The organism is Brachybacterium sp. B718/18, from assembly GCF_055454375.1.
In genome coordinates this window covers 12,182-25,113 of sequence record NZ_JBVDDO010000014.1, presented here as the reverse complement: position 1 = coordinate 25,113, position 12,932 = coordinate 12,182, and the positions used below count along the sequence as shown (strand labels likewise).

Here is a 12,932-nt window from a genome sequence, read left to right as displayed (position 1 = left end):
CCCACACCCCACACAGACCCCGCAGACCCGCAGACCCCGAAGGGAACCCCATGGGATACGAGATCACCCACTGGATCGACGGCCAGGAGATCGCCGGCTCCGGCGCCACGCAGCCGATCATGGACCCCGCGACCGGTGCCCAGGTCGGGACGCTGCACCTGGGCGATGCGGGGACCGTCGACCGCGCCGTGCAGGTCGCCGCCTCAGCGCAGAAGGAGTGGGCGAAGGTCTCGCTCGCCCGGCGCACCCAGATCCTCTACCGCATGCGGCAGCTGATGATCGAGCACACCGACGAGATCGCCGCCGTCATCACGCGCGAGCACGGCAAGACCCTCGGCGACGCGAAGGGCGAGATCGCACGCGGCCTGGAGACCCTCGAGTTCGCCACGTCCATCACCCAGGACCTCAAGGGCGGCTTCTCGCAGAACATCTCCACCGGCGTCGACGGGCACACCCTCCGCCAGCCGCTCGGCGTCGTCGCCGGCATCACCCCGTTCAACTTCCCGGTGATGGTGCCCTTCTGGATGCATCCCATCGCGATCGCGACCGGCAACGCCTTCGTCCTCAAGCCCTCCGAGCGCGACCCCTCCGCCTCGAACCTCGTCGCCCGCCTGTACCAGGAGGCTGGTCTGCCCGACGGCGTGTTCCAGGTGGTCCACGGCGGCAAGGAGGTCGTCGACGCCCTGTGCACGCACGACGGCATCGCGGCGGTCTCCTTCGTCGGCTCGACGCCGATCGCAAAGCACGTCCACGCCACAGCCTCCGCGGCCGGCAAGCGGGTGCAGGCCCTCGGCGGCGCGAACAACCACGCCGTGGTGATGCCGGACGCGAACATCGAGTTCGCCGCCGCGCAGATCGCCTCGGGCGCCTTCGGCTCCGCCGGCGAGCGCTGCATGGCCGTGCCGGTCGCCGTGACCGTGGGCGATGTGCACGAGGAGTTCCTCGCCGCGATCACGGCCGAGGCCGAGAAGCTCGTGGTCGGCCCCGGGGACGACCCGGCGACAGACATGCCGGCCGTCATCACCCCCGACGCGAAGGCGCGCGTGATCCGCATGACCGACGAGGCCGAGCAGGCTGGCGCCAGGATCGTCGTCGACGGCCGCGGCCTCGTGGTCGAGGGCCACGAGAACGGCAACTTCGTGGGGCCGACGGTGATCACGGGACTGGCCGCCGACCACCCCACCTACACCGACGAGGTCTTCGGCCCGCTGCTCGTGGTGATGCACGTGCCGAACTTCGACGCGGCCGTGGACCTCGTGAACTCCTCGCCCTTCGGCAACGGCACTGCGATCTTCACCGACTCCGGCCACTACGCGCGCCGCTACCAGGACGAGATCCAGGTGGGCATGATCGGCATCAACGTCCCGATCCCGACCCCGGTGGGCTACTACTCCTTCGGCGGCTGGAAGGACTCGCTGTTCGGCGAGCATCACGCGCACGGACCCGAGGGCGTCTCCTTCTACACCCGGCAGAAGGCCGTCACCACGCGCTGGCCCGCGCAGAACGAGTCCGTCGAGAGCTCGATGAGCTTCCCGACCCACGACTGACCCAACCCGCTCCCATCCGTCGCGCCGCCACCTGACCGCCCGTCGGCTCCGGGCCATGGGCTCAGCCCGTCGGCTCCGGGCCATCGGCTCTGGCCTGTTTCTCAATCATTTCCGGGCCGAAAGTGGTTGAGAAACAGGCCATCCCGGGGCCAGGCAGGAGGATGGCCGCCCCACCGCCGCCCAGCGCCCCGCCGCCCGTCCCCCGCCCGCGCCACCCGCGCCCCCGCACCCATCCGTCGAAGGAGACCCCATGACCCCCGGCACCGCGCCCGTCCCCGACCGCTCCCGCAACCCCGAGGCGCCGTTCGACAAGCTCACCATCGGCGTGTGCCCGGACCAGTGGGGCGTGTGGTTCCCCGAGGACGAGCAGCAGATCCCGTGGCGCACCGCGCTCGCGGAGATGGCAGAGGCCGGCTTCTCCGTCATGGAGACCGGGCCGTGGGGCTACTTCCCGCAGGACGCGAAGGAGCTGCAGTCCGTCATGGACGAGCACGGCTTCCGCGTCGTGGCCGGGACCGGCTGGGGCATCCTGCACAAGGAGGAGGCGTGGGCGGAGACCGAGCGGACCTTCCGGGCGATCGCCGAGACGCACGCCGCCGTCGGCGCCGAGTACATCGTGCACCTGCCCCCGATGTACCGCGACGAGAAGACCTGGGAGTTCACCGACGACCGGGAGCTGACCGGCGCGGCGTGGCGGCGCTACGTCGAGAACGCGAACGAGCTGGGCCGCATCATGAAACAGGACTACGGCCTGCAGATGGTGCTGCACCCCCACGGCGACTCCCACATCGAGACGCCCGAGGAGATCGCCCGCGTGTTCGCCGCGACCGACCCGGAGCTGGTCAGCTTCTGCCTGGACACCGGCCACATCGTCTACGGCGGCGGCGACCCGATCTCCATGATCGACGAGTACCCCGAGCGGATCGGCTACGTGCACATCAAGGCCTTCGACCCGGACATCACCCGCGAGGCCCACGAGAAGGACTGGCCCTTCGGCGAGGCCGTCGCCAAGGGCGCCTCGGTGAAGCCGCCGGCCGGACTGCCGGACATGAGGGACCTGGTCGCGAAGCTGGCCACGCTCGACAAGGAGCTGTACGTGATCTGCGAGCAGGACCTCTACCCCTGCGACCCGGGCCTGCCGCTGCCGAACGCGATCGCCACCCGTGAGTTCCTGGCCGAGTGCGGCCTGGGCATGAAGTGAGCGGAGAGCCGATGACGCAGGAGCTCGGCAGGGGTGGCGCCGGTGCGTGAGATCGGCGTCGGCGTCGTCGGCCTCGGCTGGATGGGGCGCCTGCATTCCACCAGCTACCAGCGGATCCCGACCCGCTTCCCCGAGCTCGGGCTCCGGCCGCGACTCGTGGTCGCCGCGGACCCGATCGAGGCGAACCAGCAGGCCGCGACCGCGCAGTTCGGGTTCGAGAAGGCGGTCGCCGGGATCGACGAGCTGCTCGCGGATCCGACGGTCGACGTCGTCTCGATCTGCTCCCCGAACTTCCTGCACCGCGATCTCGCGCTCGCCACCGCGGCGGCCGGCAAGCCGTTCTGGATCGAGAAGCCCATGGGGGTCTCCGCGGCGGAGTCCCGCGCGATCCACCGGGCCGCGCAGGAGGCGGGCGTCGGGACAGCCGTCGGCTTCAATTACCGCCACGCCCCGGCGATCGCCCACCTGCGCGAGCTGGTCGCCAGCGGCCGACTGGGACGGCTCACGACCGTGCGCTGCTGGCTCTTCGCCGACTACGCCTCCTCCCCCGACGGCCCGCTGACCTGGCGCTACGACCGCGAGAAGGCGGGCAGCGGCGTGATCGGGGACCTGCTCTCCCACGGCGCGGACCTGGTCCGGTACGTCACCGGGCAGTCCGTCGCCGAGGTCTCCGCGGCCTCCGACATCCTCATCCCCGACCGTCCGCTCCCGCTCGGCGCGGGCGTCGGCCACGGCGGGGTGGCGGTCTCGACCGAGCGGGGCCCGGTCGGCAACGAGGACTGGGTCGCGGCGCTCGCCCGGCTCGACGGCGGGGCGCACGCGACGCTCGAGGCCTCGCGGGTCGCCCGCGGGCACCGCAGCGACTACGCCCTCGAGCTGTACGGCACCGAGGGCTCGGCGCGCTGGTCCTTCACGCGGATGAACGAGTTCGAGGTGATGCTCGGCGACGGCGGCACCGAGCACGGCTACACCACGGTGCTCACCGGCGCCGGTCACGGCGAGTACGCCCGCTTCCAGCCCGGCCCGGGGATCCCGCTCAGCTTCGACGACCTCAAGACGATCGAGGCGGCCGACTTCCTCTCCGATGCGGTGCACGGCACGCACCGGGCACCGTCCACGGCCGACGGGCTGCGCGCGGCGGAGGTCTGCGAGGCCGTGGTGCGGTCCGCCGCGTCACGCCAGTGGGAGGCCGTCACGGCGGCGTGAGGGTCGACGGGTGAGGGCCTCACCACGCGTTACGGCACCTGAGGGAGCATGTTCCGCCGAACATGCTACCTCACACGCCGCTACCTGCCGGTAACCGGGAGGTGATGGGCCAGGCGCCCGGCTTCACCCCTCGCGCAGGACCTCGCGGACGATCGAGTCGTCGCGGCGGTCGTGGCCGAGCTCGCTGCCGCGTCGGTACAGCGCCTGGGCGGCGGTGGCCAGCGGCACCTGCTGCCCTACCTCCGCGGCGGCCTCGGTGACGAGACCCATGTCCTTGACGAAGATGGTCAGCGCCGAGCGGACGTCGTCGTAGGCCTCCTCGACCATGCGCCCACCGCGGTCCGCGAACATGAACGAGTGGGCGGCCCCGGTGTTCAGCACCTCATGGACCTGACGCACGTCGAGCCCCATCCGGTCCGCGAGGGCGATCGCCTCCCCCGCGGCGGCGATGTGCACGCCGCACAGCAGCTGGTTGACGATCTTGAACCGCTGCCCGTCGCCGGGACGGGGGCCGACGACGGGGGCGTTCGCGGCGAGCGCGTCGAGGACGGGGCGCACGGCGTCGACGTCGGCCTCGGCGCCGCCGACCATCACCAGCAGGTCGCCGGTCGCGGCCCGTGCCGCGCCGCCGGAGACCGGGGCGTCGACGATCCTGCTGGTCACGCCCGCGAGCCGCGCGACGGCCGCCTCGACGGCGGCGGGGCCGACGGTGGACATGATCAGCAGGACCGTCTCCGCCGTGAGCTCGCCGGCGATGCCGTCCTCCTCGCCGTGGAGCACCGCCTCGAGCTGTTCGGGGGTCGCGACCATGACGGCGACGACGTCGGCGCCGCGCACGGCCTCCCGGGCGTTGCCGGCGATCGTGGCGACGTCGGCGAGGGCCTCGCGGGCCGCCGGGAACACGTCGAAGGCCGTCACGGGGAGGCCGGCGCCCGCGAGCGCGCGGGCCATGGGGGCGCCGATCGCGCCGAGGCCGATCCAGGCGACGGAGGGGGTGGTGGTCATCGGGAGCTCCTCGGGGTGGGTGCGGGTGCTGCGGTGGTCGGTGTCGGAGGCGGCGGTCCGGGTGGTCAGCGGAGGCGGCGGCGCGGGCGGTCCGCGGAGGCGGCGGCCCGGGCGATCAGCGGGGGCGGCGGACCGCGGCGGTCAGCACGTCGATCACGTCGGCGAGAGCCTGCTCGCCGCCGACGTTCCCGGGGAAGACGACGTACGGCATGCCGAGCACCTCGTCCGGCGCGTCCTCCGCGGCGAACAGCGACACCTGGCCGGGCCAGAACTGGCCCGCGACCCGTGCGCGGCTGATCTCGAGGCCGGAGGCGGCGACCTCGTGGGAGGTGATGCCGCCCTTGGCGACCACCCAGGCGGGACGCACGGTCCGCACCTGCCGCACCACCTCGACCACGGCGTCGGACACGCTGCGGGCGATCGCGAGCGACTCCGCGGGGTCGTCGGTGCGCACCAGGTCGCGGCTGGTGTACACCACGCAGTCTTCGTGGACGAGGCTCGCACGCAGACGCTCCGCGACCTCGGCCAGGTGCTGCTCACGGCGCACATCGAGCACGGAGGGCACGTCGATCTCGACCTCGACGAGCCCGCCGCGCTCCTGCACCGCGCGCAGCTGCGTCGTCGTGAGGCCGACGTGGGAGCCCACCACGACCAGGCCGTGCCCCAGTCGGCCGGTGCCGACGGGGATCGCGTCGGCGTCGAGCACGCGCGCCCCGCGCTGGCCGGCGAGCGGCCGGACGAAGGAGGGCGCGCAGCGGCTGACGAGGGTCGCCCCCGCGGCCTCGCGTCGGCCGACCGCCGCGGCGACGACCTCCATGTCCGCGTACTCGGTCGCGTTGACGACCACCCAGCGGCCGTCGTGGGCCCCGGCGAGGATCTCCTCGACGCGGTCGACGCCGCCGACGCGGATGTCGTCGAGGGAGATGCTCAGGACCTCCGCCGCGGGCAGCACGCCGCCCGAGCGCTCCTCGAGGAAGTCCCGCAGGTCGGAGCGGGTGTAGCCGAAAGTGGCGTCGCGAGCGAAGTCGGTGTCCTCGACGCGGAGGACCTTGTCGCCGACGCGCGCGAAGTGCACGTCATCCTCGGTGAAGCGGCCGGCCTCGAGCATCGCGGGGACGAACAGGATCGCGTCGACCGCGCGGCCGCGGGCGGCGAGCTCGGCCACGATCGCCCGCGGCTCGGCGAGGACGTGCCCGCGCAGGGTCGAGTCGGAGCGGGAGACGATGTGCAGGCCGCGGTCGGCCGCCGCCCCCGGACCCAGCGCCTCCAGCACCCCGCCCACCACGCGGCGGGTCAGGGCCACGGCCTCCGCCTCGTCGAGGGCGCGGGAGTTGGTGAGCACGAAGCAGGTCGCGCCGGGAGTCGCGAGCACCTGGGCGGCGCGGTCGGCGTCGAGGTCGAGGACCACGTCCACCCCCGCCACGCACTGCGACCCGGTGGGGTCGTCGTCCAGCACGAGCAGGCGTCGAGCGGCGGGAGCGGGGGTGGACATGCGGGACTCCTTCGAGCGGGGACGGGGTCAGGCGGCGATCGCGTACACCACGCTCGAGAGCGCGAAGCCGAGCAGCGAGATCGTGGTGCCCACGAGCGACCAGGTCCGGAACGTGGTCACGGTATCGAAGCCGCAGAAGCGGCCGATCAGCCAGAACCCGGAGTCGTTCACGTGCGACCAGCCGATCGATCCGCAGCCGATCGCGATGACCGCGGCGGCGACCGCGACGGCGCCGAGGTCCGCCCCGAGGAAGGCGGGCGCCATGATCGAGGCGGCGGTGGTCGCCGCAACCGTCGCAGAGCCCTGCGCGATGCGCATGACGGTGGCCACGAGGTAGGCCGCGACGATGAGCGGCAGGCCCATCGCGTCGAGCCCCTTGGCGATCTCGCCGCCGATGCCGGTCTCGGTGAGGACGCGGCCGAAGGCGCCGCCCGCACCGGTGATCAGGATGATCGAGCAGACGGGCGCGAGGGCGTCGTCGACCAGGTCCTCGAGCAGGCCGCCGACCTTCTCGCCGCGGCGACGACGCGGGAGGACGTACAGCAGCAGCATCGCCAGCAGGGCCGAGAGCGCGAGGGCGACGGGGGTCGCGCCGAGCAGCCGGGAGAGCTGGAAGAGGACGTCGTCGGAGCCGACGGAGCCCTGCTTCTCGAGGGTCGAGAAGGCGGTGTTGAAGAAGATCAGCGCGAGCGGCAGCAGCAGCACGACGAGGATCGAGACGAAGCCGGGGCGCTCGTCCTGCGGCACGTCGCGCGGCTCGCCGAGGAGGGCCGGGACGGGGGTGTTCGGGTAGCGACGGGCGATGAGGCGGGCGACCCAGTAGCCGCCGAGGTACCAGGTGGGCAGGCCGATGAGCAGGCCGATGATGACCACCAGGCCGACGTCCACGCCCATCACGGTCGCGGCCGCGGTGGGGCCGGGGTGCGGGGGCAGCAGGCCGTGCATCATCTGGAAGGACGCGATCGACGGCAGCACGTACAGCATGAAGGAGCCGCCGAGTCGCCGGGCGACCGTGTAGATGACCGGCAGCATCACGATGAAGCCGGCGTCGAGGAAGATCGGGAAGGCGTAGAGCAGCGAGGCGACCGCGAGGGCCAGCGGGGCACGGTGCTCGCCGAAGGTGTCGAGCATCTTGTCGGCCAGCACCTGGGCGCCGCCGGTGATCTCGATCAGCCGTCCCAGGACGGCGCCGAATCCGACGAGCAGCGCCACCGTGCCGACGGTGGTGCTGAACCCGGCGACGACCACGTCGATCACGTCGCCGACGCCGATCCCGGCGGCGAGGCCCGTGCCGACCGCGATGATCAGCAGCGAGAAGAAGGCGTGGAGCCTCACCTTGATGATGAGGACGAGCAACAGGATGATCGCGCCGAGCGCGATGAGGAGGAGCTGCAGGACACTGCGGTCCGCGAGCACGAGGTCTTCCATGGATGTCTCCGTTGACGGGGTGGGGGATGGGGGCCGTGTGAGGTGGGAACGGGGCGGTGGACGTGTGGGGCGGCCGTCGCGAGGCGGCGGGGCCGCCCGGGGCCGCGATCCTCAGGTCGAGTGCTGCATCCGGACCGCTAAGTCCGGCGGATGGCGGTCCAGATGCAGCACTCGGTGCATGCAGACGGTGACACTCGGTGCACGCGGGCGGTGACACTCGGCGCGCGCCTGCCCGCTCGCGGGGGACGGCGTCAGTCGGCGCGCGGGGTGGCCTTCGGGGCCGGACCCAGCTCGGCGAGCAGCTGCGACATCTTCGCGTAGGCCCGGTTGCGGTAGGCGATGAGCTCGGCGGCGGTCGCCTCGTCGTAGTCGCCGAGCAGGCCCTTGCCGTTCTTGACGCCCTTGCGGTCCGCGGCGACGGCACCGGAGATCAGCTCCGGGGTGGCGAGCCGCTCGCCGAAGGCCTCCTCGAAGGTCACGAAGCAGTTCGCGTAGACGTCGAGCCCGGCCTGGTCCGCGATGGCGAAGGGACCGAAGAAGCCGAGGCGGAAGCCGAAGGTGGTGCGGACGATGGTGTCGACGTCCTCGGCGGTGGCGACGCCCTCCTCGACCACCGCGGTAGCCTCCTTGAGCAGGGCGTACTGGAGACGGTTGAGCACCATGCCGGGGGTGTCGGCGACCTGGGCGCCCTGGTTCCCGGACTTCTCGAGGAGCTCCTTGACGGCCTCGACGGCCTCGGGGGTGGTGGCCTCGCCGGCCACCAGCTCGACGCCGGGGATGAACGGCGCCGGGTTGGAGAAGTGCACGGTGAGGAAGCGCTCGGGGTGCTTCACGGCGCTGACCAGCTCCTTCACCGGGATGGTGGAGGTGTTGGTGCCGATGATCGCGTCCGGCCGGGCGTGCTCGGAGATGCGGCCGAGGACCTCGCGCTTGACGTCGACGCGCTCGAAGACGGCCTCCTCGATGAAGTCGACGTCGGCGACGGCCTCCTCGATGGTCTTCCCGGCGGAGATGTTCTTCTCCACCAGGTCGGCGCTGCCGGGCGCGTACAGGCCCTGCTCCTCGAACTCGCGGGCCTCGCGGCGGAGGCGCTCGAGCGAGGCGTTCGCGGTCTCGACGCTCACGTCGGCGACGGTGACCTCGAAGCCGGCGATGGCCAGCACCTGGGCGATGCCGCCACCCATGTAGCCGGCGCCGACGATCGTCACGGTGGAGATGGACATGCGGGGACTCCTTCGTCGTGGGGCGCCGCCGCAGATCGGGGCGCACGTCGCAGACAGTAGCAAATCCTATTGGATCTCGGCTACAGGCGATCTCGCCGCGGGAGGAGGTCCGTGGACCGCCGACGCCGACGAGACCGCCGTCGGCCGCCCGCCGGACCGTCCCCGAACGACGCCGGCCCCGGGACCGCTCGGGTCCTGGGGCCGGCGTGCTGCCCGCTCCGGGCGCTCAGGCGTGCGCCACGAACTCCTGGCGCTGGGCGCCGAGGCCGTCGATGCCGATCTCCACGACGTCGCCCGCGGCGAGGTACGGGAAGCGGCCGGAGAGGGCCACACCCTGCGGGGTGCCGGTGTTGATGAGGTCGCCGGGCTCGAGCACCATGTACTGGCTCAGGTGGTGCACGAGCTGCGCCACGGTGAAGACCATGTCGGCGGTGTTCGAGTCCTGACGGGCCTCGCCGTTCACGCTCGACCAGAGGCGCAGCGCCTGCGGGTCGACCGCGTCGGCCGGGACGAGCGCGGGGCCGACGGGGTTGAAGCCCTTCGCGTTCTTGCCCTTGGACCACTGGCCGCCGGACTGCGCGATCTGGAAGTCCCGCTCGGAGACGTCATGGCTGGTCACGTACCCGGCGATGACCTCGAGCGCGGCCTGCTCATCGGCCAGGTACGAGGCCTGCTTCCCGATCACCACACCCAGCTCGACCTCCCAGTCGACCTTCACGGCGCCCGGCGGGATCTCGACCGCGTCGAAGGGGCCGACCACGGTGTTGGGGTGCTTGAAGAAGATGATCGGGACGCTCGGCGGCTGGTCGCCGGACTCGGCGGCGTGCGCTGCGTAGTTCTGGCCGATGCAGATCACGGCCTGGGGGCGCGCGATGGGGGCGCCGACGCGCTCGGACTCGGCCCCCTCCCACACGGGCAGCTCGCCCGCGGCGAGCTTCTCGCGCACCGCGGCGATCCCGTCGGCGGCGAGGAAGGCCCCGTCAACATCGGCGGTGAGCGAGTCGAGGCGGTAGGTGACCCCGTCGGCGACGAGGGCGGGCTTCTCCTGGCCGATCGGGCCGAGGCGACGCAGTTCCATGATTCTCCTTCGAGGGGGTGGATGCTCGGGACCCACTGTGCCAGCTCGAGACATCGGAGGGGTAGGGGTCCCAGAGGTCGGTCAGTCGGCGCCGCCGCCGGTGACGGTGAAGGCGCGGACAGGGGCGATGGCGCGGTGGCTCGCGCTCATGCGGGCTCCCCCTCCTGGTCGGGCTGGGCAGGCTGGTCGAACGGCTCGGGCTGGTCGAAGCGGACGAGGATCTTGCCGGCGGGGCCCTCCCCGGCGGCGAGCGCGGCGAAGGACGCCTGCGCCTCCTCGGGGCCGACGATGCGGCTGACCAGCGGCTCCACCTGGTCGGGGTGATCACCGACCCAGGCGGCGGCGTCGGCGAAGTCCTGCGCCGAGTAGGTGAAGGAGCCGATCAGGGTGCGCTCCTCGGTACTGATCGCGAAGGCGGACACCTCGAGGCGCGGGGAGCCCATGCCGACGAGCACGATGCGGCTGCCGAGGGCGGTCGCGGCGCAGGCGTCGGCGAGGGTGGGGCTGAGGCCGACGGCGTCGATCGCGAGGTCCGCCGGCCCGCCGAGCAGCTCGGCGACGCGCTCGGCGAGATCACCGGCGGACGGGTCGAGGACCTCGACGCCGAGGGTGGCGACCAGCTCCCGGCGGGCCGGGTCGCGCTCGGAGAGCACGATCCGGCGCACGCCGGCCCGGTGCAGGGCGAGGACGACGCTCTGCCCGATGGGGCCGCCGCCGATCACCAGCACGCGGTCGTCGGCCGACGGGGTCCCGCGCCCGACGGCGTGGACGGCGACGGCGAGCGGCTCGATGAGCGCGCCGAGGTGAAGCGGCAGGTCCGGATCGAGCAGCAGCACGTTGCCGGCGGGCACGACGACGTAGTCGGCGAAGGACGCCTGGATCGCGGCCACCACGCCGATCACGGCCTTGCCGGGGGCGTGCTGCTCGCGGCCGCGGTAGGCCGCGGCCTGCGCGGCGGGGACCACGACGGGGTTGAAAGTGGCGGGGGCGCCGAGGGGGAAGGCCGCCTCCTCGACCCCCGCGCCGAGCGCCGCGACGGTGCCGGAGGACTCGTGCCCCATGACCTGCCCGGGCACCCGTCGGCCGTTCTCCCCGGTGAAGCCGTGCACGTCGGACCCGCAGATGCCGGTCGCGCAGAGCCGCAGCAGCACCTCCCCGGGACCGGGCTCGGGCCGTTCGCGCTCGACGACGTCGAGCCGGTGGTAGTCGGTCAGGACGAGTGCTCTCATGGGTGCCTCCGGGGCGGTCGGGCGAGGGACGGGCGGAGATGCGTCAGACGGGCCGGTGCGTCGGGGACGCGCTCCGGGCCAGGGGCCGGGACCATCGGGGGCGGGGTTCGGCCCAGCGCTGCGCTGCGGGGCCGACGGGTGATCCCGGTCGATCTGTACCGACGCTACTGCGCGCCGGGACGATTCCGAGGGCGGGAACGATCCGTTCCCCTGAAATCCTATATCCAATCTTGATAAAGTCGCCCTCGTGGCCCGCCGCCCGAGGCGGACCCCGGACCCACCTCACGCTCCCGCCGTGAATGCCGAGTCGTGGGCACCTCGCCCCCCGCAGACGTCGGAGGTGTGAAGATGGGACAGCCCCGCCACCGCTCGATGAGGAGAACCCCGCATGGCATCCCCGACCGATCTCGAGTTCGCCGGCCTCACGGCCATCGTCACCGGAGGCGGCGCCGGCATCGGAGCCGCCACGATCCGCGCCCTCCAGGCCCGCGGCGCCCGCACCGCGGCCCTCGACCTCGATCCCTCCGGCGCGCCCGAGGGCGCCCTGCAGATCCAGGTCGACGTCACCGACCGCGCCGCCGTGACCGCGGCCGTGGACCGTGCCGCCGCGGAGCTCGGCGGGATCGACATCGTCATCAACAACGCCGGCATCGGCGCCCAGGGCCAGGTCGACGCGAACGATGACGCCGAGTGGGCGCGCGTGCTCGACGTCAACGTCATCTCCGTCGCGCGCGTGACCCAGGCGGCGCTGCCTCACCTGCGCCGCTCCGAGGCCGCCGCCGTGGTCAACACGGCCTCGATCGCCTCGATGCTGGGGCTGCCCGAGCGGGTGCTCTACTCCGCCTCCAAGGGTGCCGTGCAGGCGATGACCCTGGCCATGGCCGCGGACTGGGTGCGCGAGGGGATCCGCGTCAACGCCGTCGTGCCCGGCACCGCGAACACCCCGTGGATCGGCCGGCTGCTCGACCGGGCCGACGACCCCGAGGCCGAGCGCGCCGCGCTCAGCGCCCGTCAGCCCCACGGCCGCCTGGTCGAGCCCGAGGAGGTCGCCGAGGCCCACTGCTACCTCGCCTCCCCGCGCAACCGCTCGACCACCGGCGTGCTGCTGCCGATCGACGGCGGCATGACCAACCTGCGCACCCGCAGCTGACCCCGCGCCGGACGGGACCCGTCGGAGTCTCCTCCGACGGGGCGAAACCGACCCCGGCCGATCCGCCGGGGTCCCGCCCGTCTGCTTTCTGCCCGCCTTCTGCGCGGTCACGCGGTCACGCGGCCATGCCCCCGTCGGCCGCTCCCCCGTCGGCGCCGCGCCGGCGCCCACGCCCGCACCCGCACCCGGCCCGTCGGTCTCCGGCTCACGGTGCCGACCCACCCCGTGCCAGGCCTCGGGGTACTCCACGACGCTGCGGTCCAGCGCCGCGATGCTCGTCGCGCCGAGCTGACCCACGGCGAGCTCGAGCTCCTCGTCGAGGATGTCGAGCACGCGCAGCAGACGCCGGCGGGCGACCTGGCGGATGTCCTCG

The 12,932-nt window shown here is 72.9% G+C and carries 10 protein-coding genes; 4 read left to right on the top strand and 6 right to left on the bottom strand.

Annotation, left to right across the window (positions count from 1 at the left end; translation table 11 throughout):
* Positions 1-50 precede the first annotated feature (50 nt).
* From ACZCAH_RS14845 to ACZCAH_RS14835, 3 genes are all read left to right on the top strand, one after another.
* On the top strand, positions 51-1,547 hold the full coding sequence (locus tag ACZCAH_RS14845) for a CoA-acylating methylmalonate-semialdehyde dehydrogenase (protein ID WP_464341821.1): 1,497 nt from the start codon (positions 51-53) through the stop codon (positions 1,545-1,547).
* Between the two features lie 250 nt (positions 1,548-1,797).
* Positions 1,798-2,748 (top strand): TIM barrel protein, encoded by a 951-nt coding sequence (locus tag ACZCAH_RS14840; protein ID WP_464341820.1) that lies wholly within the window; start codon positions 1,798-1,800, stop codon positions 2,746-2,748.
* Positions 2,749-2,781: 33 nt separating this feature from the next.
* Positions 2,782-3,954 carry a Gfo/Idh/MocA family protein gene (locus ACZCAH_RS14835; protein WP_464341819.1) on the top strand — a complete coding sequence of 391 codons (1,173 nt, stop codon included), beginning with the start codon at positions 2,782-2,784 and terminating at the stop codon, positions 3,952-3,954.
* Between the two features lie 123 nt (positions 3,955-4,077).
* On the opposite strand, the gene ACZCAH_RS14830 is transcribed toward ACZCAH_RS14835, so the two are convergent.
* The 6 genes from ACZCAH_RS14830 to ACZCAH_RS14805 form a co-directional block, all read right to left on the bottom strand.
* Positions 4,078-4,959: an NAD(P)-dependent oxidoreductase gene (locus tag ACZCAH_RS14830; RefSeq protein ID WP_464341818.1), complete on the bottom strand. Its 882-nt coding sequence runs from the start codon at positions 4,957-4,959 to the stop codon at positions 4,078-4,080.
* 115 nt (positions 4,960-5,074) lie between these two features.
* Positions 5,075-6,451 carry a four-carbon acid sugar kinase family protein gene (locus ACZCAH_RS14825; RefSeq protein WP_464341817.1) on the bottom strand — a complete coding sequence of 459 codons (1,377 nt, stop codon included), beginning with the start codon at positions 6,449-6,451 and terminating at the stop codon, positions 5,075-5,077.
* A 27-nt stretch (positions 6,452-6,478) separates the two neighbouring features.
* Positions 6,479-7,879: a GntP family permease gene (locus ACZCAH_RS14820; RefSeq protein WP_464341816.1), complete on the bottom strand. Its 1,401-nt coding sequence runs from the start codon at positions 7,877-7,879 to the stop codon at positions 6,479-6,481.
* A 251-nt stretch (positions 7,880-8,130) separates the two neighbouring features.
* A complete protein-coding gene (locus tag ACZCAH_RS14815; RefSeq protein WP_464341815.1) occupies positions 8,131-9,102 on the bottom strand; it encodes a 3-hydroxyacyl-CoA dehydrogenase family protein in 972 nt (323 codons plus the stop codon).
* A 226-nt stretch (positions 9,103-9,328) separates the two neighbouring features.
* Positions 9,329-10,180 carry a fumarylacetoacetate hydrolase family protein gene (locus tag ACZCAH_RS14810; RefSeq protein WP_464341814.1) on the bottom strand — a complete coding sequence of 284 codons (852 nt, stop codon included), beginning with the start codon at positions 10,178-10,180 and terminating at the stop codon, positions 9,329-9,331.
* A 146-nt stretch (positions 10,181-10,326) separates the two neighbouring features.
* Positions 10,327-11,409 carry a zinc-dependent alcohol dehydrogenase gene (locus ACZCAH_RS14805; RefSeq protein ID WP_464341813.1) on the bottom strand — a complete coding sequence of 361 codons (1,083 nt, stop codon included), beginning with the start codon at positions 11,407-11,409 and terminating at the stop codon, positions 10,327-10,329.
* A 388-nt stretch (positions 11,410-11,797) separates the two neighbouring features.
* Here ACZCAH_RS14805 and ACZCAH_RS14800 point away from each other — a divergent pair, with 388 nt between their 5' ends.
* The gene (locus tag ACZCAH_RS14800; protein WP_464341812.1) at positions 11,798-12,559 is read left to right on the top strand and encodes an SDR family NAD(P)-dependent oxidoreductase; all 762 of its coding nucleotides are present in this window, start codon (positions 11,798-11,800) and stop codon (positions 12,557-12,559) included.
* Positions 12,560-12,932 lie beyond the last annotated feature (373 nt).